General features: G+C 72.8%; 18 protein-coding genes. 4 read left to right on the top strand and 14 right to left on the bottom strand.

Translation table 11 applies throughout. From position 1 onward, the window contains the following. Window positions 1-39 precede the first annotated feature (39 nt). From ACLJT4_RS03545 to rsmH, 14 genes are all read right to left on the bottom strand, one after another. Window positions 40-660, bottom strand: a complete 621-nt coding sequence (locus ACLJT4_RS03545) for a cell division protein SepF (RefSeq protein WP_016575127.1) — start codon at window positions 658-660, stop codon at window positions 40-42. A gap of 123 nt (window positions 661-783) precedes the next feature. Beyond that, window positions 784-1,518, bottom strand: a complete 735-nt coding sequence (locus ACLJT4_RS03540; protein ID WP_411120931.1) for a YggS family pyridoxal phosphate-dependent enzyme — start codon at window positions 1,516-1,518, stop codon at window positions 784-786. After that, window positions 1,515-2,267: a peptidoglycan editing factor PgeF gene (pgeF, locus tag ACLJT4_RS03535; RefSeq protein WP_411120930.1), complete on the bottom strand. Its 753-nt coding sequence runs from the start codon at window positions 2,265-2,267 to the stop codon at window positions 1,515-1,517. The genes ACLJT4_RS03540 and pgeF overlap by 4 nt, the downstream gene beginning before the upstream one ends. Window positions 2,268-2,281: 14 nt before the next feature. Further along, window positions 2,282-3,523, bottom strand: coding sequence for a cell division protein FtsZ (gene ftsZ / locus ACLJT4_RS03530; protein ID WP_411120929.1), 1,242 nt, complete (start codon window positions 3,521-3,523; stop codon window positions 2,282-2,284). 281 nt (window positions 3,524-3,804) lie between these two features. Next, window positions 3,805-4,620 (bottom strand): cell division protein FtsQ/DivIB, encoded by an 816-nt coding sequence (locus tag ACLJT4_RS03525; RefSeq protein WP_411120928.1) that lies wholly within the window; start codon window positions 4,618-4,620, stop codon window positions 3,805-3,807. Window positions 4,621-4,642: 22 nt separating this feature from the next. Next, the gene (gene murG, locus ACLJT4_RS03520; protein ID WP_411120927.1) at window positions 4,643-5,734 is read right to left on the bottom strand and encodes an undecaprenyldiphospho-muramoylpentapeptide beta-N-acetylglucosaminyltransferase; all 1,092 of its coding nucleotides are present in this window, start codon (window positions 5,732-5,734) and stop codon (window positions 4,643-4,645) included. Between the two features lie 6 nt (window positions 5,735-5,740). Further along, on the bottom strand, window positions 5,741-7,093 hold the full coding sequence (gene ftsW, locus ACLJT4_RS03515; protein WP_411120926.1) for a putative lipid II flippase FtsW: 1,353 nt from the start codon (window positions 7,091-7,093) through the stop codon (window positions 5,741-5,743). Between the two features lie 59 nt (window positions 7,094-7,152). Continuing rightward, window positions 7,153-8,646, bottom strand: a complete 1,494-nt coding sequence (gene murD / locus ACLJT4_RS03510; RefSeq protein ID WP_411120925.1) for a UDP-N-acetylmuramoyl-L-alanine--D-glutamate ligase — start codon at window positions 8,644-8,646, stop codon at window positions 7,153-7,155. Then, the gene (gene mraY / locus ACLJT4_RS03505; RefSeq protein WP_016574588.1) at window positions 8,643-9,707 is read right to left on the bottom strand and encodes a phospho-N-acetylmuramoyl-pentapeptide-transferase; all 1,065 of its coding nucleotides are present in this window, start codon (window positions 9,705-9,707) and stop codon (window positions 8,643-8,645) included. Before mraY ends, murD begins: the two co-directional genes overlap by 4 nt. 5 nt (window positions 9,708-9,712) lie before the next feature. Then, complete coding sequence (locus tag ACLJT4_RS03500) at window positions 9,713-11,155, bottom strand: UDP-N-acetylmuramoyl-tripeptide--D-alanyl-D-alanine ligase (protein ID WP_411120924.1); 1,443 nt, start codon at window positions 11,153-11,155, stop codon at window positions 9,713-9,715. Window positions 11,156-11,217: 62 nt separating this feature from the next. After that, window positions 11,218-12,984, bottom strand: a complete 1,767-nt coding sequence (locus ACLJT4_RS03495) for a UDP-N-acetylmuramoyl-L-alanyl-D-glutamate--2,6-diaminopimelate ligase (RefSeq protein ID WP_411120923.1) — start codon at window positions 12,982-12,984, stop codon at window positions 11,218-11,220. Between the two features lie 18 nt (window positions 12,985-13,002). Further along, a complete protein-coding gene (locus tag ACLJT4_RS03490) occupies window positions 13,003-14,946 on the bottom strand; it encodes a peptidoglycan D,D-transpeptidase FtsI family protein (protein WP_411120922.1) in 1,944 nt (647 codons plus the stop codon). A 114-nt stretch (window positions 14,947-15,060) separates the two neighbouring features. Beyond that, window positions 15,061-15,738: a septum formation initiator family protein gene (locus ACLJT4_RS03485; protein WP_411120921.1), complete on the bottom strand. Its 678-nt coding sequence runs from the start codon at window positions 15,736-15,738 to the stop codon at window positions 15,061-15,063. Then, entirely contained in the window at window positions 15,735-16,694 is a 960-nt protein-coding gene (gene rsmH / locus ACLJT4_RS03480) for a 16S rRNA (cytosine(1402)-N(4))-methyltransferase RsmH (RefSeq protein WP_016577305.1), read from the bottom strand. Before rsmH ends, ACLJT4_RS03485 begins: the two co-directional genes overlap by 4 nt. A 489-nt stretch (window positions 16,695-17,183) precedes the next feature. Here rsmH and ACLJT4_RS03475 point away from each other — a divergent pair, with 489 nt between their 5' ends. The 4 genes from ACLJT4_RS03475 (at window position 17,184) to ACLJT4_RS03460 (ending at window position 22,852) form a co-directional block, all read left to right on the top strand. Beyond that, the gene (locus tag ACLJT4_RS03475) at window positions 17,184-17,744 is read left to right on the top strand and encodes a beta-class carbonic anhydrase (protein ID WP_020929493.1); all 561 of its coding nucleotides are present in this window, start codon (window positions 17,184-17,186) and stop codon (window positions 17,742-17,744) included. A 256-nt stretch (window positions 17,745-18,000) separates the two neighbouring features. Continuing rightward, entirely contained in the window at window positions 18,001-19,026 is a 1,026-nt protein-coding gene (locus tag ACLJT4_RS03470) for an AAA family ATPase (protein ID WP_411120920.1), read from the top strand. Then, window positions 19,026-20,432 (top strand): DUF58 domain-containing protein, encoded by a 1,407-nt coding sequence (locus ACLJT4_RS03465; RefSeq protein ID WP_411120919.1) that lies wholly within the window; start codon window positions 19,026-19,028, stop codon window positions 20,430-20,432. Before ACLJT4_RS03470 ends, ACLJT4_RS03465 begins: the two co-directional genes overlap by 1 nt. Next, a complete protein-coding gene (locus ACLJT4_RS03460; RefSeq protein WP_411120918.1) occupies window positions 20,429-22,852 on the top strand; it encodes a transglutaminaseTgpA domain-containing protein in 2,424 nt (807 codons plus the stop codon). Before ACLJT4_RS03465 ends, ACLJT4_RS03460 begins: the two co-directional genes overlap by 4 nt. Window positions 22,853-23,051: the final 199 nt, after the last annotated feature.

Here is a 23,051-nt window from a genome sequence, read left to right as displayed (position 1 = left end):
CGTCAGACCTTACGGCCCTGGTGTGCCCGGTGTTGCGTCTCAGCTTTGGTTGAAGAACCCGCCCTCTGCGATACGGGCCTTGTCCTCCGCCGTGACATCGACGTTAGCAGGCGACAACAGGAACACCTTCTGCGTCACCCGCTCAATGCTGCCGTGCAGTCCGAAGACCAGACCGGCCGCAAAGTCGACAAGTCGCTTCGCGTCCGTGTCGTCCATCTCCGTGAGATTCATGATCACCGGAGTGCCCTCACGGAAGTGTTCCCCGATGGTACGGGCTTCGTTGTAGGTCCGGGGGTGAAGTGTGGTGATGCGGTAAGGCTCCCGCTCGGACACAACTTTGGGCATGATCACCGGTGCGTTCTTCTCCAGGTTCGGACGTTCGGGTGTGATGGATGCCACGGGGGCGATACGCGCGGGTCGTCCGCTTTCCGCGGCGAGCGGGGCGGGTTCACGCGGAGCGGGGGGCGTTACGGCGCGGACCGGTTCCTCCCGTTCCGGGCGTGTTTCGGGCTGCACTTGATGCTGCTGCCGCCGCCCGCGGTCGGGCTCCGGGTCAAGCTCGGGCTCGAACTCGTCGTCGGGGTCGAACCCCCGGCCGTCGTACCCATCGTCCTCCACGAGGCCGAGGTAGACCGCCATCTTGCGCATCGCGCCGGCCATTCTCTGCGTCCTCCGCTCTGTGGTGGATCGGCTCCGTCACCGGGGGCCTTGGATCCACTCGGCCTGCCCGCTTCCTGCGGGAATGACCATATTTTGTGCTGTGGTCCGACTTGCTTGGCGACGTTACCCGAGCCGTGGTCGGACTCCGAGTACCGCGGTACCGATGCGCACATGTGTCGCCCCGGCAGCCACCGCGTCCTCAAGGTCCGCACTCATCCCTGCCGACACCATGGTGGCAGCAGGATGGTTCGCGCGCAGGTCGGATGAGATTTCCATGAGCCGCTCGAAAGCGGCGCGTTGACGTCCCGCGTACGGCCCGGCCAGCGGCGCGACGGTCATCAGGCCGTCCAGCCGCAGCCCTTGGGAACCGGCGATCGCGTCGGCGAGTTCGGCGACGCCCTCCGGCGCCGCCCCGCCGCGGTCCCCGGTGGTCCGCCCCGTTTCGCCTGAGTCGGCGTCAAGCGCCACCTGGATCAGGCAACCCAGCTCGCGCCCGGAACGCACCGCCTCCTTGGACAGTGCGGTGGCGAGCCGCGGTCGGTCGATCGACTGCACGATCCCGGCATAACGGGCCACGGATCGCACCTTGTTGGTCTGCAATTGACCGACGAAGTGCCAAGTGAGCGACAAATCAGCACATTCGGCCGCCTTGGGCGCCGCCTCCTGGTCACGGTTCTCGGCGACCTGACGGACCCCCAGCTCCGCGAGCAGACGGACGTCGCTCGCGGGGTAGGTCTTGGTGACGACGATCAGCGTGACCTCGTCACGCGCCCGGCCGGCCTTGGCACAGGCCGTGGAGATACGATCCTCCACCCGCGCCAGGTTGTCGGCCAGTTGCGTTTTGCGAACGTCGCTCACGGCGCAGCCTCTCCGGGGACGTCCCCGAGCCAGACGTAGCTCGCGAGCCGCCCGGTCGTGCGGTCGCGACGGTACGAGAAGTGGTCCGCCGACTCACGGGTACAGAGGGGTGATTGCGTGCGCAACCGCACACCGGCCGCGGCGAGTTGGGCCCGAACCCCGGCGGTGACATCCACCGACGGGGTGCCCCAGGAGGTGGTCGCCCACGCCTCGGGCACCACCGCGGCGACGTCGGCGCGCATCGCCTCGGGCACCTCGTAGCAGCGCCCGCAGACCGCGGGACCGACGTGTGCGAGGATCCGGGACGGCTCCGCGCCCCGGGCGGTCATCGCCGCGACGACCGCCGGCACGACCCCGGCGACCAGGCCGGGGCGCCCGGCGTGCGCGGCTCCCGCGACCCCGGCGACCGGGTCGGCGAGCAGGACCGGGGTGCAGTCGGCGGTCAGTACGGCCAGCGCCAGTCCCCGACGGGTGGTCACCACCGCGTCCACGGACGGGACGTCGCCCTCCCCCCAGGGTCCGTCGACCACGGCCACGTCCCGGCCGTGGACCTGGTTCATCCAGACCACCGCGGCCGGGTCGAGGCCCAGTTCCCGGGCCGCCAGGTCGCGGTTGGTACGGACGGCCGCGGGGTCGTCGCCCACCGCGCCGCCCAGGTTGAGCTGCTCATACGGAGCGGCGCTCACCCCGCCCCACCTGTCGGTGAAGGCGAAGTGCGCGCCGCTCTCGTGGTGCTGTTGCCCTATCACGTCGGTGCTTTACATCACTTCAGGAAGTCGGGGACGTCCAGCTCCTCGGCCGCGGAGTCCGAGTACGGACGGGCCGGGGGAACCGAAGGACCGCCGGTCGGCGGGGCGGAGACCTCGCCCAGCGACGAGGAGTCGGACGACACCGAGGACTCGTCCCGGACCGGCGGGACGGCACCGAGGCCGCCGAACGCCGGCGCCGTGCGCGGCGGGTCGGCCGGGGGCACCGTCGGGCGGACCGGCGCCGGGGCGGGCTCCTCGCGCTTCGGGGCGGGCATGCCGGCCTGCTGCGCTTCCCGGCGGGCCGGCGGCTGACCGCCGTCGAACCCGGCGGCGATGACGGTGACCCGGACCTCGTCGCCCAGCGCGTCGTCGATGACCGCACCGAAGATGATGTTGGCCTCGGGGTGCGCGGCCTCGCTGACCAGCTGGGCGGCCTCGTTGATCTCGAAGAGGCCGAGGTCGGACCCGCCGGAGATGGAGAGCAGTACGCCGCGGGCACCGTCGATGGACGCCTCCAGCAGCGGCGAGGAGATCGCCATCTCCGCGGCGGCCACCGCACGGTCGTCGCCGCGCGCCGAGCCGATGCCCATGAGCGCGGAGCCGGCCTCCGACATCACGGACTTGACGTCGGCGAAGTCGAGGTTGATCAGGCCCGGGGTCGTGATGAGGTCGGTGATGCCCTGGACACCCGAGAGCAGCACCTGGTCCGCGGACTTGAACGCGTCCAGCACGCTCACCTGACGGTCCGAGATGGACAGCAGACGGTCGTTGGGGATCACGATGAGGGTGTCGACCTCTTCGCGAAGGCTCGCGATGCCGTCCTCGGCCTGGTTGGCGCGGCGGCGGCCCTCGAAGGTGAACGGCCGGGTGACCACACCGATCGTCAGGGCCCCCAGCGAGCGGGCGATGTTGGCGACGACCGGGGCACCACCGGTGCCGGTGCCGCCGCCCTCACCCGCGGTCACGAAGACCATGTCGGCCCCCTTGAGGACCTCCTCGATCTCCTCGCGGTGGTCCTCGGCCGCCTTGCGGCCCACGTCCGGGTTGGCGCCGGCGCCGAGTCCGCGCGTCATCTCGCGGCCGACGTCGAGCTTGACGTCGGCGTCGCTCATGAGCAACGCCTGCGCATCGGTGTTGATCGCGATGAACTCGACGCCCTTGAGCCCGACCTCGATCATCCGGTTGATGGCGTTCACGCCACCGCCGCCGATGCCGACGACCTTGATGACTGCGAGGTAGTTCTGCGGTGCTGCCACGTCGAAGGCCTCTCGCCTCGATTTACGTGTCGTCGCCGCACATTGCGTGTGGACGCCGACTGATGCCGAAGGGATGGTCCGCTCTGCCGACCCAAACCCTAACCCTGAAGTTTAGGGTTACTGTGCCTGTGTTCCTGGTCCCACGGTCCCTTTGGAACGAGACACTAAGTCGACAAGGCGCGCGCGTTCAACGAACACGCCGAACCTCCCGTTTTTCTTTTCACCCTATGTGATCACCCATAGTCGTAGCCATCCAGGGTGCTGGCCTGCGGCGCGGTACGTCAACTCCCGGACACCGCGGGCGCACTGGGGACCGAGATGTCGAAGTGGTGCGCGTCACGCGCGGCCTTCAACAGCCCGGCCAGCACCTTCGCCTTTTCCGCACCCTGTTCGCGGCTGCCCCACATCACCGTGCGACCACCTGCGAGTTCGAGGGTGATGGAGTCGTAGGAGCGGACCCGGAGGGTGCGGACGTCCTTGCGGACCGCGGCGGGGAGGTCCCCGGCGACGGTGACCGCGGCGCGCAGCAATCGACCGGTTCCGAAACGGTGCGAACTCGGGGAGTCGGAAACCGACAGGTTCAGAAGCGGAACACCCTTGGGCGCGCGGCTCACCGTGGCGAACCGGATACCTTCCGCGTCCACCTCTTCGAACTTCCCGTTCGTTTGCAGCAGCAGTTCCGGCGTCCTTTCGGTCACTTCCAGACCGAGGGTGTGCGGCCATGAACGGGTGACCTCAACACTCTTGAGGCGCGGGAGCCGGGCGAGCAGTCGGCGCCGCACCGCGTCGGTGTCCACCGAGGCGAGCGGCGCGTTGACGGGGGCGGCCGCGGCGGCGACCACCTCCGCCGGCGTGAGCACGTCGGTGCCGGTCGCCCGGACCCGCTCCAACCGGAGCCAGTCCGAGCCGTAGAGCGCCCAGGTGCCGAACCCTCCGAGCAGCGCCGCGAGCACCGCGATGATGATCACACCGCGGCGGCTCGGACGGCGCAGTCGAGGCGTCGGAAGCCGGAGGCGCAGGCCGCCGGAGGGCGGCGAAGAGCGCGGGCCGGCCGGTGACTTCTTCGCTCCGCGCCTGGCGGTGGTCGGTCCGGCCACGCTCTCCGCCTTCTCTCGTCCGCTACTTGCGGTGCTGCTCGATCGCGTCGTAGACCATGCCGACCAGCAACTCGTCGGCGTCCCGGCGGCCGAACTCCGAGGCCGAGCGGGACATCTCGTACAGCCGGTGCGGATCGCCGAGGACCGGGAGCACGTTGTTCTGCACCCAGTCCGGGGTCAGCTGGGCGTCGTCGACCAGCAGGCCACCGCCCGCGTTGACCAGCGGCTGGGCGTTGAGCCGCTGTTCGCCGTTGCCGATCGGCAGCGGGACGAAGGCGGCCGGCAGCCCGACGGCGGACAGCTCGGCGACGGTCATCGCGCCCGCGCGGCACAGCATCATGTCGGCCGCGGCGTACGCGAGATCCATCCGGTCCACGTACGGTACCGGGACGTAGGGGGGCATCCCCGGCATGTTGTCGACGTGCGGCAGTTCGTTCTTCGGTCCCACCGCGTGCAGCACCTGGATGCCGGAGCGCTGGAGCGCGGGCACGGCCGCCTGGACGACCTCGTTCAGGCGGCGGGCGCCCTGGGAGCCGCCGGACACCAACAGGGTCGGCAGGTTGGGGTCGAGGCCGAACGCGGCACGCGCCTCGGGCCGCATCGCGGCCCGGTCCAGGGTGGCGATGGAACGGCGCAGCGGAATACCCACGTAACGGGCGCCGCGCAGCTTGCTGTCCGGCGTGCTGACGGCGACGTACTTGGCGTACCGCGAGCCGATCTTGTTGGCCAGGCCGGGGCGGGCGTTGGCCTCGTGGACGACGATCGGCACCCCGAGCCGCTTGGCCGCCAGGTAGCCGGGCAGCGCCACGTAGCCACCGAAGCCGACGACGCAGTCCGCCTTGGTGCGCTCCAGGATCTGCTCGGCGGCCTTGATCGTGCCGCGCAGCCGCCCGGGGACGGTGATCAGTTCGGGGGTGGGCTTGCGGGGCAGCGGCACGGCCGGGATCAGGCCCAGCTCATAGCCGCGCTCGGGGACCAGTCGGGTCTCCAGGCCGCGCTCCGTGCCGAGTGCCGTGATCCCCACGGTCGGGTCCTGCCTCCGCAGGGCGTCCGCGAGGGCGAGCGCGGGCTCGATGTGGCCGGCGGTCCCCCCACCGGCGAGTACGACATGCACCGAAATTCACCGCTCTCCGGACGGCCGCCTCTTAACGCGCCGTCTCATCGTCTTCCATCTCACCCCAGCCGGTCTCCTTCCGGACACCGGCTTCCGCGCCGACCGGGCCGTCAACGCCGCCCGTGCGGCGGGCTCGTCACGCGCGAAGGCGATCAGCAGCCCGACGGCGAACATCGTCGGCAGCAGGGCGGAGCCCCCGTAGGAGAACAGCGGCAGCGGGACACCGGCGATCGGCAACAGACCGAGCACCGCACCGATGTTGATCACGGCCTGAGCCATGATCCAGGTGGTCACGCCTCCCGCTGCGTACCGTACGAAGGGGTCCTCCGTGCGTCCGGCCACGCGGATACCCGCATAGCCTAGAGCCGCGAAGAGGGCGAGCACCGACAGCGTCCCCGCCAGTCCCAGTTCCTCCCCGGTGATGGCGAAGATGAAGTCGGTGTGCGGTTCAGGGAGTTCTCCCCATTTTTCCATACTCGCCCCGAGCCCGGAACCGAAGAGTCCGCCCGAGGCCAGTGCGTAGATGCCGTGCACGGCCTGCCAGCACTGGTCGCCGGGGCCCGGATCGGTCGCGCCGAGGCAGGCGAGCCGGGACATCCGGTGGGCGCTGGTCTTGATCAGCAGTACGCCGAGCACCGTGGCCGAGCCCAGCACCGCCGCGAAGAGGCGGGTCGGGGCGCCGGCCAACCACAGGAGCCCGAAGAGGATCGCGGTGAGGATGATCGTGGTGCCCATGTCGCCGCCGAGCATGATCAGCCCGAGCAGGAGAAACGTCACCGGCGTCAGTGGAACCAACAGCTGCTTCCACTGCGTCAGCAGCTTCTTCTCCTCCTTGCGGGCGAGCAGGTCGGCGGCCCACAGGACGAGCGCGAGCTTGCCGAACTCGCTCGGTTGCACTTGGAAAGGGCCGCCCAGGCTGAGCCAGTTCTGGTTGCCGTTGACCGAGACCCCGATGCCCGGGATCTGCACCAGGCAGAGCAGGAACACCGAGCCGGCCAGCAGCGGGTACGCCAGCATCCGGTGCCGTCGCACGGGCATCCGGGAGGCGAGCAGCAGCAACCCGGCGCCGATGGCGGCCGCCAGGAGCTGCTTGCGGAAGAAGTACGACGGCGCCAGCCCGGACTGGAGGGCCTTGATCTGTGACGCCGAGTAGACCATCACCAGCCCCAGGACGATGACCAGCAGGGGGGCGCCGAGGATGAGGTAGTAGGCCGTCAACGGGCGGTCCCAGGCGCGCTTGGCCCGGGTGTAGAGCCCGCGCGGGCCGGCCGGGGGCCGGCCGGCCCGCAGCGGGCGCACCTTCGCGGGGGTCCGACGCACCGGGCTCGGCCGGGCCGGCTTCGCCGATCGGGCGGTCATCCTCGTCCCCTCCACGGGTGCGCTCGCCGCCGGCGACGACGGCAGCGGGGAGAACCGGGCTAGTGACCCGCGGCGGCCAGTTCGCCCACCGCGTCGGCGAACGCCTCGCCCCGCTTGTTGTAATTGACGAACATGTCCATCGAGGCGCAGGCCGGGGCCAACAGGACGGTGTCGCCGGCCTCGGCCAGCCGGGCCGCCTCCCGGACCGCCTCGGACATCGCCCCAGTGTCGGTCCGGTCGAGGTCGACGACCGGGACATCGGGGGCGTGTCGCCCGAGCGCTTCGCGGATCAGCGCCCGGTCGGCGCCGATCAGGACCACTGCGCGCAGCCGCCCGGCGGCGGTGCGCACCAGCTCGTCGAAGGTGGCGCCCTTCGCCAGCCCGCCGGCGACCCACACGATGTTCTCGTACGCCGCCAACGACGCCTCGGCGGCGTGGGTGTTGGTGGCCTTGGAGTCGTCGACGTAGGAGACCCCGGCGACGTCCGCGATGTGCTGGATGCGGTGCGGGTCCGGGTGGAAGGAGCGCAGTCCGTCGCGGACCGCGGCGGCCGGGACGCCGAAGGCGCGGGCCAGCGCCGCGGCGGCCAGCGCGTTGGCGACGTTGTGCGGGGCCGGCTTGCCGGAGGCAGGCGCGATGTCCGCGATCTCGGCCAGCTCCTGGGCCTGCTGCTGACGGTTCTCCACGAAGGCGCGGTCGACGAGGATGCCGTCGACAACGCCCACTTGGGAGGGGCCGGGGGTGCCGAGGGTGAAGCCGATCGCCCGGCAGCCCTCCTCGACGTCGGCGGCCCGGACCAGGTCCTCGGTCGCCGGGTCGGCGACGTTGTAGACGCAGGCGACGGTGTTGCCCTCGTAGATCCGCCCCTTGTCGGCGGCGTACGCCGTCATGGAGCCGTGCCAGTCGAGGTGGTCCGGGGCGAGGTTGAGGACGGCCGCGGAGTGCGCCCGCACCGACGGGGCCCAGTGCAGCTGGTAGCTGGAGAGCTCGACGGCCAGGACGTCGTAGGTCGTCCCCTCCGCCCGGCCCTCGCCGAGCACCACGTCGACCAGCGGAACGCCGATGTTGCCGACCGCGGCGGTGCGCAGACCGGCCGCGGCCAGGATCGAGGCCAGCATCCGGACGGTGGTGGTCTTGCCGTTGGTGCCGGTGACCGCCAGCCAGGGCGCCGCGTCGGGACCGCGCAGCCGCCAGGCGAGTTCGACGTCGCCCCAGACGGGGACGCCGGCCTCCGCGGCCGCCAGGAAGAGCGGGCTGGTGGGCTTCCACCCGGGGGAGGTCACGACCACGTCGGTGCCCTCGGGCAGGGTCTCCCCGTCGCCGAGCCGGACCGTGACGCCCCCCTCCCCGGAGGCGCTTCGCGCCGCTGCCCATTGTTCCAGTTCGGCCGCCTGGGCCCGCTCCCGTTCGCCGTCGCTGCCGTTGACGACGGTGACGCGGGCGCCGAGGCCGGCCAGGGCGCGGGCGGCGGGGACGCCGCTCACGCCGAGGCCGGCGACGGTGACGTGCCTGCCGGCGAAGTCCTGGGGGGCGCGCGGGTCGTACCCGGTCACTTCGCCGCCTGCCAACCGCCGTAGAAGATGCCCAGACCGACGATCACGCACATGCCCTGGATGATCCAGAAGCGGACCACCACAAGGACTTCGGACCACCCCTTTAGTTCGAAGTGGTGCTGTAGTGGCGCCATCCGGAAGACCCGCTTGCCGGTCATCCGGAACGAGCCGACCTGGATGACCACGGACATGGTGATCAGGACGAACAGACCGCCGAGGACGGCCAGCAGCAGCTCGGTGCGGGAGCAGATCGCGAGGCCGGCGAGGGCTCCGCCCAGCGCCAGCGAACCGGTGTCACCCATGAAGATCTTGGCGGGCGAGGTGTTCCACCACAGGAAGCCGAAGCAGGCGCCCATCAGGGCGGAGGCGACGACGGCCAGGTCGAGTGGATCGCGCACCTCGTAGCAGCCGGGTCCGGCGGTGATCTGGTTGGCGCAGGACTCCTGGTACTGCCAGATGCCGATGAAGGTGTACGCGCCGAAGACCATCACCGAGGCGCCGGTGGCCAGACCGTCGAGGCCGTCGGTGAGGTTCACGCCGTTGGACATCGCCAGGATCATGAACAGCGCCCAGATGACGAACAGCACCGGGCCGATCTGCCAGCCGAAGTCCTGGGTGAACGAGAGCCGGTCGGACCCCGGAGTCGCCCCCCGCAGGTCGGCGAACTGGAGCGAGAGCACCGCGAAGGCGATGCCGACGATCAGCTGGCCGGCCATCTTCGCCTTGGCCCGCAGGCCCAGCGACCGCTGCTTGACGATCTTGATGTAGTCGTCGAGGAAGCCGACCAGGCCCATGCCCGCGAAGAGGAAGAGCACCAGGATGCCCGAGAAGGTCGGGTCGCTGGAGGTGATCACCTTCGTCAGGGCGTAGGCGATGATCGTGGCCAGGATGAAGGAGATGCCGCCCATGGTGGGCGTGCCCTTCTTGCTGCCGTGGGTGCGGGGGCCGTCATCGCGGATGAACTGCCCGTAGCCCTTCTTGGCCAGCAGTTTGATCAGCAGCGGGGTGCCGATCAGGGTCAGGAAGAGCCCGATCGTCCCGGAGAAGAGGATCTGCTTCATGGAGTTCATCGGGACGCGGCCCCGCCCTCAACACCGGAACCGATCTCGCCGTCCAGCAATGCCGCGGCGACCCGCTCCAGGCCGACCGACCTGGACGCCTTCACCAGCACGACGTCTCCCCCTCGCAGCTCCCTGCGCAACAGGTCGATCGCCGCCCGCGCGTCGGACACGTGCACCGACTCCTCACCCCACGAACCCTCGTTCTTGGCGCCCATGTCGAGCCAGGCCGCTTCCCTGCCGCCGACCGCCACGAGCTTGCTGACGTTGAGCCGGACGACCAGCCGTCCGACCGCGTCGTGTTCGGCGAGTGACTCCTCGCCCAGCTCGGCCATCTCACCGAGCACCGCCCACGTCCGGCCCCCCTGCGCCCTGGCGGCGGTGCCCATGGCGACCAGCGCACGCAGCGCCGCTCGCATGGACTCGGGGTTCGCGTTGTAGGCGTCGTTGACGACCGTCACGCCGTCCGCGCGCTCGGTGACCTCCATCCGCCAGCGGGAGAGCGTGCCGGCTTCGGAGAGCGCGGTGGCGATCTCGTCCACGGGCATGCCCAACTCATGGGCGACGGCGGCCGCGGCGAGCGCGTTCGACACGTGGTGCTCACCGTACAGCCGCATCGTCACATCGCTGCACCCGGAGGGTGTGTGAAGCGTGAAGGCGGGCTGTCCGAGGCCGCTGAGCCGGACATTCTCGGCACGGACGGCGGCCTCCTGGGACTCGCCGAAGAGGACGGTGCGGGCCTTCGTGCGGGACGCCATGGCCCGGACGTACGGGTCGTCCGCGTTGAGCACCGCCACGCCGCCGTCCTCGGCCGCGGGCAGCGACTCGACGAGCTCGCCCTTGGCCTGGGCGATCTGCTCGCGGCCGCCGAACTCGCCGAGGTGCGCGGTGCCGACGTTGAGGACCACCCCGATCCGGGGCGGGGTCAGCCCGGCGAGGTAGCGGATGTGGCCGACGCCGCGGGCGCCCATCTCCAGGACGAGGTGCCGGGTGGTGGCGTCGGCGCGCAGCGCGGTGAGCGGCAGCCCGATCTCGTTGTTGAGGTTGCCTTCCGGCCACACCGTCGGCCCGTGCCGCTGGAGCAGCTGGGCGATCAGGTCCTTGGTGCTGGTCTTGCCGGCCGAGCCGGTCAGCCCCACGACGGTGGTGCCCAACCGGTCCACGACGGCCCGGGCAAGTGCGCCGAGGGCTGCGACGACGTCGTCGACGACGATCGCCGGGACGCCGACCGGACGGGACGCGAGAACGGCCGTCGCACCGGCTTCGACGGCGCCGACGGCGAACTCGTGACCGTCGACGCGCTCACCGGCGAACGCAACGAACAGGCCACCCGGGCGGACGGCCCGGGAGTCCGACACGACCGGCCCGGTGACCTCGCGGTCCGGGTCCGGTATGTCGTGCTGCTGCCCGCCGACGATGCTCGCGATCTCGGCGAGGGACAGGGAGATCACAGGTCACCCCCGGGGCCGTGCAGAAGGTGCCAACAAGAGGATTGTGCGCGCATGGCGGTGTGTCATCCCTGGTGGTTCGGCTGCTGTGACTGCTGCGGCTGCCGTGACTTCAGCGAATCCTCGATGGAAGCGCGCAGCACCTGACGGTCGTCGAAGGGGCGTACCACTCCGGCGATGTCCTGACCCTGTTCGTGGCCCTTGCCCGCGATGATCACGGTGTCCCCGGGCTCGGCGCGGGCGACGACGGCGGCGATGGCGGCGGCCCGTTCCTCTTCGACGAGGACCGTGCCGCGCTCGTGGACGGGCACCTCGGCGGCGCCCGCAAGCATGGTGGCGAGGATCGCCAGCGGATCCTCGGAGCGCGGGTTGTCGGACGTCAGCACGGCGGTGTCGGCGAGCCGGGCGACCGCGGCACCCATCGGCATCCGCTTGTGCGGGTCGCGGTCGCCGCCGCAGCCGAGGACGGCGTGCAGCTTGCCGGTGGTGACCTTGCGCAGGGCCCGCAGAACCGATTCGACGGCGTCGGTCTTGTGGGCGTAGTCGACGACCGCCAGGTAGGGCTGGCCGACGTCCACCCGCTCCAGGCGGCCGGGGACGCCGGGGATCGCGGCGACGCCGTCGGCCGCGGTCTGCGGGTCGATGCCAGCGACGGCCAGCGCGGTGATGGCGGCCAGCGCGTTGGAGACGTTGAACGGGCCGGCGATCGGGGAGGCGGCGCGCAGCGTCACGCCCCCGGGGCCGTGCACGGTGAAGGTCGAGCCGAGCGCGCTCACCTCGACGTCGGCGGCGCGCCAGTCGGCGTCCGGGTGGCCCTCGGCGGAGAACGTGGTGACCGGGACCTCGGACTCGCCGGCGGCGAGCCGGCGGCCGTACTCGTCGTCGAGGTTGACCACGCCGGCCTTGCTGCGGGCCCTGGTGAACAGCTGGGCCTTGGCCTGGAAGTAGTCCTCCATGCCGGAGTGGAACTCCATGTGCTCCGGGCTGAGGTTGTTGAAGATCGCGACGTCGAAGACGCAGCCGTCGACCCGCCCGAGCACCAGGGCGTGGCTGGAGACCTCCATGGCGACCGAGCGGACGCCGCGCTCGCGCATCACCGCGAACAGCGCCTGCAGGTCGGTGGCCTCGGGGGTGGTCCGCTCGGACTTCAGGCGCTCGTCGCCGATCCGGGACTCGACGGTGCCGATCAGGCCGGTCAGTCCGCCCGCCTGCCGCCCGCCGCCCTCGTCCTCCTTGGCCGCGGCGGCCCGCAGCCCGCCCTCGATGAGGTACGCGGTGGTGGTCTTGCCGGAGGTGCCGGTGATACCGATCTGGAGGAGGTCCTCGCCGGGCGCGCCGTAGATCGAGACGGCCAGGGCGCCCATCCGACCGCGCGGATGCTCGACGACCAGGACCGGCAGGCCGGTCGCGGCGGCCCGCTCGGCGCCCGACGGGTCGGTCAGGATCGCGGCGGCGCCGAGGTCGGCGGCCTGGGCGACGAAGTCGGCGCCGTGCAGACGGGCACCGGGCAGCGCGGCGTAGACATCGCCGGGGCGGACCGCACGGGAGTCGTGGGTGATGCCGGTGACCCGGACGGCGTCCGATCCGTCGGGAACCGGGATCGCCAGCTGCCGGGCGAGGTCGGCCAGGGGGGTGGGGCGGACCTCCTCAGGGCGCGGCGCGCCCGGATATCCGCCGGCGCCGCCCTTCTCCGCTTGCTGGGGTTTCGGGGACTGATCAGCTTGTGACACGGCGGTGAGCGTACCGGGCAGAACGGGCTCGGGGCGAAGCGAGGGCTTCGCCGGGGTTCTGTCGCCGGGCAGCTGCGGGCCGTCGGGAGTGATCGTCGTCACGGCGGTGTTGCCTCGATTTCATTCGCCTGGCTTGAAGGTGACCGGCAGCCGCGGCGGCTGCGCACCGGTCGGGGGGACCTGCAGGGTCTTCAGTGCGAACGCCATGACCTGCTGGAAGATCGGGCCGCAGACCTGGCCTCCGAAATAACTGCCCCGCTTGGGGTTCTGCACGGCGCAGTAGACGGTGATGCGCGGCTTGTCGGCGGGCGCGAAGCCGGCGAAGGACGCGGTGTAGCCGTGGTAGCGGCCGGTCTTCGGGTCCACCCGGTTGGAGGTACCGGTCTTTCCGCCGACCCGGTAGCCGTCGATCTTCGCCTTGGCGCCGGTGCCCTCGTCGTCGGACACCACCGACTCCAACATGGTGGCGAGGGTGCTGGCGGTCTTCTCGCTCACCACGCGGTTGCGGGCGGGCTCGGGGGCCGGGGCGTACCGGCCGTCCGGCCCGGTGGTGCCGCGGACGAGGGTGGGGGCGATCCGCTCGCCGCCGTTGGCGATGGTGGAGTAGACGGAGGCGGCCTGGACGGCGTTGAGGGACAGGCCCTGGCCGAACGGGATCGTGTACTGCTGCGAGGTGTTCCAGTCCTGCGGCTTGGCGAGGATGCCGTCGGTCTCCCCGGGGAAGCCGAGGCCGGTCGGCTGGCCGATGCCGAATTTCCGCAGGTAGGAGTAGAGGACCTGGTTGGCCTGGGGCTGGGTGGTGCCCAGCTGGCCGGCCGCCAGGATGGTGCCGATGTTGCTGGACTTGGCGAGCACGCCGTTGAGCGTGAGGTGCCAGGTGTCGTGGTCGATGTCGTCCGCGAAGAGCCGGTCACCCCGGTGCAGCCGGTTGGGCACGGTCACCCGGGTCGACGGGGTCGCGGCGCCCTCCTGGAGGACGGCCGCCATCGTCATCAGCTTGCTGGTGGAGCCCGGCTCGAAGGCGTCGGTCAGCGCGGGGTTGCCGAGCGAGTCCGGGCCGGCCTTGGAGAGGTCGTTGGGGTCGAACCCGGGCGCGTTGGCGAGCGCCAGGACCTGGCCGGTGCGGGTGTCCTGGACGACGACGTAGCCGCGGTCGGCGTCGGACTTCTGCACCTGCTGGCTGATGGCCTGCTGGGCCGCCCACTGGATGTCGCGGTCGATTGTCAGCTGCACGTCGGTGCCGGGGACGGCGGGGTGCTCCTGGGTGTCGGCGGTGGGCACCCTGCGGCCTCCGGACTGGGCGTAGACCAGCTTCCCGTCCTTGCCGGCCAGCTCCTTGTTGAGCTGGGCCTCCAGGCCCCCGGCCCCCTTGCCGGTGGCGTTGACGAAGCCGAGGACGCCGGCCGCGAGGTCGCCGGCGGGGTAGACGCGCTTGCTGTGCTTGTCCGCGAAGATCCCGAGCAGGACGTCGGGGCGGGGGGCGCTCTTGGGCGCGGCGGCCGCCTTGGCGTCCAGTGCCGTGCGCAGGTCCTTGATCTGCTTCCAGACCTGGGGGGTGCGCTGCCTGGCGAGCAGGACGTAGCGCGATGTCGGGCGGTTGAGCTTGGCCGCGAGGGTCGCCTCGGGCTCGTCGAGGATCGGCGCGAGCAGCGCGGCGGCCTGTTGCGGGGCGTCCTTGATCTTGATCTTGTCGGGCGCCAGCAGGCTCGGGTCGGCGGTGATGTCGTACGCGTCCACGGTGGTGGCGAGGTCCACCCCGTTGCGGTCGGTGATGGCGCCGCGTTCGGCGGCGAGCGTCACCGGGACGTAGCGGTTCTCGTTGGCCTTGGCCGCGTACGCCGCCGCGTCCACGCCCTGCACCTGCACGAGCCGGATCACGAAGGCCAGCATCACCAGCGTCAGCGCGAGGGCGATCAGCCGCAGCCGCGGGCGTGGGCTGACCGACCGCAGCGGGCCGCCGGCCGGTCGTGGACGGCCCTGGGCGGCGGGGCGGCGGGCAGCGGCCGGGCGGGCGCCGGGCCGGGCGGGGCGCGGAACGCGACGGGGGTCCCTGGGCTGGGTCATACCGCGGCCTCCGGAACGGGCACGGGGCGAACGGGGAACGGCGTGGCGCCGTCCGCCCGGTGGACGGGGGCGGCGGGACCGCAGCGGCGGGGTGCGGGGGCGCGCGTCACGGGGTCACCTGCCGGCGGCCGACGGGGTCGGTCCGGCGACGGGGCCGGGCGCGCGGACGGCGGGGGCGGGCGAGTCGGGCGTGAGGACGGAGGCCGGGGCCATGGGCGTCGCCAGCGGGCCGGGCGAGGACGGAACGCCCGGGGTGTGGGGGGCGAGCGGGACGGCCGGGTTCGGTGTGCCCGCCGAGGTCGGTGGTGCCGGCGGCTCCTGCGCCGGGACCCGCGGCGCCGACGCCGCCTGCTGGCCCGCCGGCCGCAGGTCCCCGGGGCCGAGCGCCGGCCCGGCGGAGGCGGCCAGCGCGGCGCCCGTGGACGACACCGGGCCGGGCGCGCCGCGGACCGTGCCGTCCGGCATCAGGAACGCCGGGTTGCCACCGGGGACCATGCCCAGCTTGCGGGCCCGCCGCGCCAGCGCGTCCGGTGCGGAGGAGCCGTCGACCTCCTGTTGGAGCGCCTGCTGCTCGTCCGTCAGCTCGCCGGTCTTCCGCTCCAGCTTGCTCAGCTCGAACGAGCCTTGGTTGAGCGCGGAGTTGAGCAGCAACAGGGTGATCAGTCCGGAGCCCAGGAGCACCACGACCAGGAGCACGAAGGGCGTCCGCGCGGCGGTACCGCCGCGCGGGACGGAGGGCAACAGCGCGGTCAGGCGCTGCCTGGCGCGCGGTCGGCCCCCCTGCCGTGTCACGCGATGTCCTCGCGGATGCGCTCGGCGCCGCGCAGCCGGGCCGGGGCCGCGCGCCGGTTCTGCGCGACCTCCTCCTCCGTGGGCAGCTCGGCCCCGCGGGTCAGCAGCTTGAGCCGGGGTTGGTAGCGCTCGGGGACCACCGGGAGGCCGGGCGGCGCGGTGCTGCTGGCGCCGGCCGCGAAGACCTGCTTGACCAGCCGGTCCTCCAGCGAGTGGTAGGCGAGCACGGCGATCCGGCCGCCCACCGCGAGCGACTTCACCGCGGCCGGGATGGCGCGCTCGACGCAGGCCAGCTCGCCGTTGACCTCGATGCGCAGCGCCTGGAAGGTCCGCTTGGCGGGATTGCCGCCGGTGCGCTTGGCGGCCTGCGGCAGCGCGTCGCGGATCAGCTCGACCAGCCGGGCGCTGGTGCTGAACGGCTCCTTCTCCCGCTCCCGCACCACCGCGGCGACGATCCGCTTGGCCTGCTTCTCCTCGCCGTAGGCGCGCAGGATCCTGACCAGTTCCCCGGGCGGGTAGGTGTTGAGGACCTCGGCGGCGCTGATGCCGGTCGTCTGGTCCATCCGCATGTCGAGCGGGGCGTCCTGGGCGTAGGCGAAGCCGCGGTCGGCCTCGTCGAGCTGCATGGAGGAGACACCGAGGTCGAACAGGACGCCCTGGACGTGCGGAAGCCCGAGCCGGTCCAGGACCTCGGGGAGCTCGTCGTAGACCGCGTGCACCAGGGTGGCGCGGTCGCCGTAGGGGGCCAGCCGCTCCCCCGCGAGACGGAGCGCGGCCGGGTCGCGGTCCAGGGCGACCAGCCGGGCCTCGGGGAACGTGGCGAGCAGCGCCTCGCTGTGCCCGCCGAGGCCGAGGGTGCAGTCGACGACGACCGCGCCGGGCTCGGCGAGCGCGGGGGCGAGCACGTCCAGGCAGCGCTGGAGCATGACGGGTACGTGGCGGGTGTTGCTGTTCATGCGCCAGCCTCGCTTCGCTCGGCGGGCCTGCATGCGCGGAGCGCGCACCTCTTTATGATTCGCTCGCTGCGCTCGCTCATGTGCCTTCCGATGGTGGACGGCAGGTGGGTCCCCGGCCGTTGGCTGGGGGATGCCGCACGTACCGCTTGGTCCCCGCCCGCTCTGAAGGGGAAGTGGCCCTCCGGCGACGTGGAAGTGACGTCGGATGACCGGTGGAGCGGGAGGAGGCCGAACCGTACGTACGGTCACGCACGCGAGGGATCCGGGATCCAAGGAGAGCGTCACGCCTCCCACTTCGCGCCACTTTAGTCCACCTGCCGCCCCGGTCAATCAACCGGTTCCGCGCGTCCCCCGCACGGTGCGCCCGGAGGTTTCACGGGGGTTTGTCCGCAGCACCCGCCCTGTGGAGTGCCTCACAAGACGTGAGGTTGCCCCCTACGCCTGATTTCCGGAGGAGCCGATCACTCCGCGAACGATTACCGTGAAGCCATGCCCATACCTGCGTCGCAGCCGCTGCCCTCGTCCGCCGACAGCACCTCCCCCGCCCCCGACGGCACCGTCACCGACCGTCTCGTCGAGGCGAACGAGCGGTACGCCGACGCCTTCACGGACCCCGGGATGGACGCCCGCCCCGTCCTCCAGGTCGCGGTCGTGGCCTGCATGGACGCCCGGCTCGACCTGCACGCCGCACTGGGCCTGGAGCTCGGCGACTGCCACACCATCCGCAACGCCGGCGGCGTGGTGACCGACGACATCATCCGCTCGCTGACGATCAGCCAGCGCGCTCTCGGCACCCGGTCCGTCGTGCTCATCCACCACACCGGCTGCGGCCTGCTCAGCCTGACCGAGGACTTCCGGCACGAGCTGGCGGCCGAGGTCGGCCAGCGGCCCACCTGGGCGGTCGAGGCGTTCAAGGACCTCGACGAGGACGTCCGCCAGTCCATGCAGCGGGTACGCACCTCACCCTTCCTGCTGCACACCGACGACGTCCGCGGCTTCGTGTTCGACGTGACGACCGGCCTGCTGCGCGAGATCGATCCGCAGGGCTGACCTGCGGCGGGATCCGTCGCGCCCGGCGAACGATCCCGCCCGCCACACCCCCTCGGCGCCCGTTTCGACCGACATGCCCGGTTGGCTGGGACCGGACGGTGTGAGTTATCCACAGGCCATGACGCGAGGCCGCGCGGGCGGCAAGAATGCGTAGGTGACGTTCCGTCCGGCCGCGACCGGACGGAATGCGCACACGGGGAGGGCCGGGTCCGTCAAGGGGGCGTCGGCCACCCGGGGAGGGGCCGAGGAGGGCCGAGTGACGACGTATGACGAACGAGCGAGCCTTGCCGATCTGACCACCACCGCCGGGCGGGTGCACCGGTCAGTGGAGGGCGTGATCGAGGGCAAGCCGGAGGTCGTACGGCTCGCGCTGACGGTCCTGCTGGCAGAGGGACACCTGCTCATCGAGGACGTGCCCGGCGTCGGCAAGACGATGCTGGCCAAGGCGCTGGCCCGGTCCATCGACTGCTCGGTGCGCCGCATCCAGTTCACCCCCGACCTGCTGCCGTCCGACATCACCGGCGTGAGCATCTACGACCAGCAGCGGCAGGACTTCGAGTTCAAGCCCGGCGCGATCTTCGCCCAGATCGTGATCGGCGACGAGATCAACCGCGCCTCCCCCAAGACCCAGTCGGCACTCCTGGAGTCCATGGAGGAGCGCCAGGTCACCATGGACGGGCAGACGTACCACCTGCCCAGCCCCTTCATGGTCGTCGCGACGCAGAACCCGGTCGAGATGGAGGGCACCTACCCGCTCCCGGAGGCGCAGCGGGACCGCTTCATGGCCCGGGTCTCGATCGGCTACCCCAGCCCGGCGGCCGAGTTGCGGATGCTCGACGTGCATGGCGGGGCCTCCCCGTTGGACGAGTTGCGCCCGGTGGCGCACGCCCACGAGATCGTGAGGCTGGCCGAGGCGGTGCGCACCGTGCACGTCGCCGAGCCCGTGCGGCGGTACGCCGTCGACCTCGTGGCGGCCACCCGGAGCCACCCCGATCTGCGGCTCGGCGCCTCGCCCCGGGCCACCCTGCACCTGCTGCGCGCCGCCAAGGCCGCCGCGGCCATGGCCGGGCGGGAGTTCGCGCTCCCGGACGACGTGCAGTCGCTGGCGGTGGCGGTACTCGCGCACCGTCTGCTGCCCACCGCCCAGGCGCAGTTGAACCGCCGCACCGCCGAGCAGGTGGTGCTGGAGATCGTGCGCCGCACCCCGGTCCCCGACCCCTCCGCCCCGCAATGGCGACAAGGCGAGCGCGGCCAGCAGCCGCCCCACGCACGGGGGTTGTGATGTCCGGCGGGGGGAACACCGGGGCCCCGGTGCCGGGCGGGCTGCGCGCCGCCTTCGGGGGGCTGACCACCCGCGGCCGGTCCTTCCTGGCGGCCGGAGTGGCCGCCGCGGCCTGCGCGTACCTCCTGGGGCAGGCGGACCTGCTGCGCGTCGGACTGCTGCTGGCGGCACTGCCGCTGGTGTGCGTCCTGGTGCTGCACCGCACCCGCTACCGCGTCGCGGGCAGCCGCACGCTGACCCCGGCGCGGGTGCCGGCGGCGGCCGAGGCCCGGGTCGGCCTCCGCGTGGAGAACGTCGCCCGGTTGTCGACCGGCGTGCTGATGCTCCAGGACCGCGTGCCGTACGTGCTCGGACCCCGGCCCCGCTTCGTCCTGGACCGGGTCGAACCGGGCGGGCACCGCGAGGTGTCCTACCGCGTCCGCTCCGACCTGCGCGGCCGCTATCCGCTGGGGCCGCTCCAGCTGCGCCTGTCCGACCCGTTCGGGATGTGCGAGCTGACGCGTTCCTTCAGCACGTCCGACACCCTGACGGTGGTGCCCCGGGTCGAGCCGCTGCCCCCGGTCCGGCTGGCCGGCGAGGTCGCGGGGTACGGCGACGGGCGCCACCGCTCGCTCGTCCTCGCCGGTGAGGACGACGTCATCCCCCGCGGCTACCGGCACGGCGACGACCTGCGCCGGGTCCACTGGCGCTCCACCGCGCGCCACGGCGAGCTGATGGTCCGCCGCGAGGAGCAGCCGGAGAAGGCCCGCTGCACGATCCTGCTCGACACCCGCGCCGCCGCCCACCACGGTTCCGGGCCGGACTCGGCCTTCGAATGGGCGGTGGCCGGCGCCGCCTCGGTCGCGCTGCACCTGCTGGAGCGGGGCTTCTCGGTGCGGCTGCTGACCGACGCCGGCAGTGCGGTGCCCGGCCCGGAGGGCGGCGGCTTCACCGGCGGCGGCGAGTCCGCCGACTCCGGGGGCCTGCTGCTGGAGACCCTCGCCATCGTGGAGCACTCCGCCGAGGAGGACCTCTCCGCCGCGTACGACGCGCTGCGCGGCGGCACGGAGGGGCTGCTGATCGCCTTCTTCGGCGAGCTGGACGATGAACAGGCCGCACTCGCCGGCCGGATCTGCCGGGGCAGCGCCGCCGCGGTCGCCTTCGTCATGGACGGCGACGCCTGGACCAGGGCCCCCGGCGGGTTCCGCTTCTCGTCCGACGCCGCCCCGGTCGACGACCGGCTGCGGATGCTGCGGGAGGCGGGCTGGACGGCACTGCCGGTGAGACCCGGTGACGCGCTGGCCGACCTGTGGCGGGCGGCGGACCGGGCGGGCGCGGCACCGGCCGGGTCGGCCGCGGGAGCGGAGCGGGGCGACCAGCGGGGCGACCAGCGCGGCGCTCCCGAGCGAAGCGGGGCGGGCGCATGAGCGGGCGGGCGCGGCTGGCGCTGTGCGCGATGGCGGCGACGCTGTGCGCCGGATGCGCGCTGCTGCCCCTCGTGGACCCGGTCACGTGGCTCTTCCAGGCCGCCCTGCTGCTGGCGCTGGTGACGGGGGTGGGCGCACTGGGCCGACGGCTGCCCCTGGCCCGGCCGCTGACCGTCGGCGCGCAGGCACTGGCAGCCGTCCTGCTGCTGACCGCGGTGTTCGCCCGCGACCACGCGGTGGCCGGACTGCTGCCCGGCCCGGACGCCGTCGCCGCCCTGGCCGACCTGGTGCGCAACGGCGTCGGCGATGTCGGCCGGTACGCCATCCCGGCGCCGGTGACGCCCGGCATCCGGCTGCTTCTGGTGTCCGGGGTGCTGCTGATCGGCCTGGTCGTGGACGCGCTGGCGGTCACCTACCGCAGCGCCGCGCCCGCCGGGCTGCCGCTGCTCGCGCTGTACTCGGTGGCCGCGGGGCTGTCCCAGAGCGGCGCGGGCTGGCTGTGGTTCGTCGTGGGGGCCGCCGGTTACCTGCTGCTCCTGCTCGCCGAGGGGCGCGACCGGCTGTCCCAGTGGGGCCGGGTGTTCGGCGGGGGGCCGGTCACCGGCCGCCCGGGAGCGGCCCGTCGCGACGGGCTGCCGCTCCCCCGGGGCCGCCGGATCGGCGCGCTGGCCCTGGGCCTCGCGCTGCTGGTGCCCGCCGTGCTGCCGTCCCTCGGCAGCGGCCTGCTCGGGCCGACCGCCGCCGGTGCCGGGCCCGGCGCCGGCGGCGGCACCATCTCCGCGGTGAACCCGCTGGTCTCACTCCAGGACAGCCTGAACCAACCGGAGGACCGCGAGGTCCTCAACTACCGCACGACCGCGACCGACACCCGCGAGATGTACCTGCGGATCGTCGCGCTGGACCAGTTCGACGGCACGGCCTGGAAGCCCTCCGAGCGCACGGTCACCGACGTCCCGACCGAGTTGCCGCGACCGCCCGGCCTCAGCTCCGACGTCTCCGTCACCCGGGTCAACACCTCCCTGTCGACCGCCCAGTGGTACGCCCAGAACTGGCTGCCGCTGCCCTATCCGGCGGCCAGGGTGGACCTCCCCGGCCGCTGGCGGTTCGAGCCCGAGGGCCGCACCCTGGTCGGCGACCGCGGGCAGAACACCCACGGCCTCCAGTACCAGGTCGAGAGCCTCCAGGTGCGCCCCACCGCCCGCCAACTGGCCTCGGCCCCGCCGCCGCCCGCCGCGCTCCGGCGCGAGTACACCCGCGTTCCGGAGTCCCTTCCCCCGATCGTGGGCACCACCGCACGTCAGGTCACCCGGGGCGCCGGCACCGCGTACGACAAGGCGGTCAAGCTCCAGGACTGGTTCGCGCTCTACGGCGGCTTCAGCTACAACACCGAGGTCCGGGCGGGCAGCGGCACCGAGGCGATAGCCCGCTTCCTCAAGGACAAGGAGGGCTTCTGCGTCCACTTCTCCTTCACCATGGCGGCGATGGCCCGCACCCTGGGGATTCCGGCCCGGGTCGCGGTCGGCTTCACCCCGGGCACCCGGCAGCCCGACGGCACGACGTCGGTGTCCCTGAAGGACGCGCACGCCTGGCCGGAGCTGTACTTCCAGGGCGTCGGCTGGACCCGCTTCGAGCCGACCCCGAGCCGCGGCAGCGTTCCGGACTACGCCTACCCGGACGCCTCGCGGACCCCCGCCCCCGGCGGTCCGGAGCACGCACCGGCGCCGTCCGCGGTGCCCCCGACCGGGCCGTCCGCGCCTCCCACCTGCGGCCCCGGGGAGCGGCGCACCGGTGCCGGCCCGGACTGCGCGGCCACTCCCTCGGCGCCGACCGCCGGCCCCCCGGGCGGCGGTCCCGCGATCGGGACGCTCGCACTCCTTGCGCTGGCCGCGCTGCTGATCGTGGCGCTGCCCGCGGTGCCGCTGGTGTGGCGGGCCCGGGCCCGTACCCGGCGGTTGGCGGCCCCACCGGGCGGTGACGCCGCGGCAAGCGCCCTCGCCGCCTGGCAGGAGCTGCTGGACACCGGTTGGGACTTCGGCATCCTCCCGGACGAGTCGCTGACGCCGCGCACGGCGGCGGCTCGGATCGTGCGCATCGGGGAACTGCCCCCCGACGCCGCGGCGGCCGCCCAGCGGGTCGCCACGGCGGTCGAGCAGGTCCTGTACGCCCCTCAGCCGGTCCCCACCGACGGCCTCGCCGCGGACGTGCGGCTGGTGCACGCCGGCCTGCGGGACGGCGCACCGCGGGCGCTGCGGATCCGGGCCCGGCTCGCCCCGCGCTCGGCGGCCCGCCTGCGCTGGTGCTGGGCGGCCCGTTGGTCGGCCCTGCGGCGGCGCTGCCGGAGCAGTCGACCGGCGACCGCGGCCCGACGCGCGGCGAGGGCCCTGCGAACGGCGGGGTGGCGGCGCGACGAGCGGGCGTAGTCCCGGGCGTAGTCCAGCGCGCCGCCCTCTGCCGCGGGCCAGGCCCCGTGTACGTGGGGCGGCACCGGTCACGTGGGGCGGGGCTGGTCCGGACACCCCTGTGGGGACGCGTGCCCGGCACGCCCGGAAGATCAGCGCCGGCCGCCCCGTCGCGGCACACCTCGCGGGCGCGCTCACGGGCCCCGTGTGCAGTGCGGAG

The organism is Streptomyces sp. x-19 (genome assembly GCF_046549115.1).
GTDB classification, from domain to species: Bacteria; Actinomycetota; Actinomycetes; order Streptomycetales; family Streptomycetaceae; genus Streptomyces; species Streptomyces albulus_C.
The sequence above is the reverse complement of the archived record's forward strand: the minus strand, read 5'-3'. Positions and strand labels throughout refer to the sequence as shown.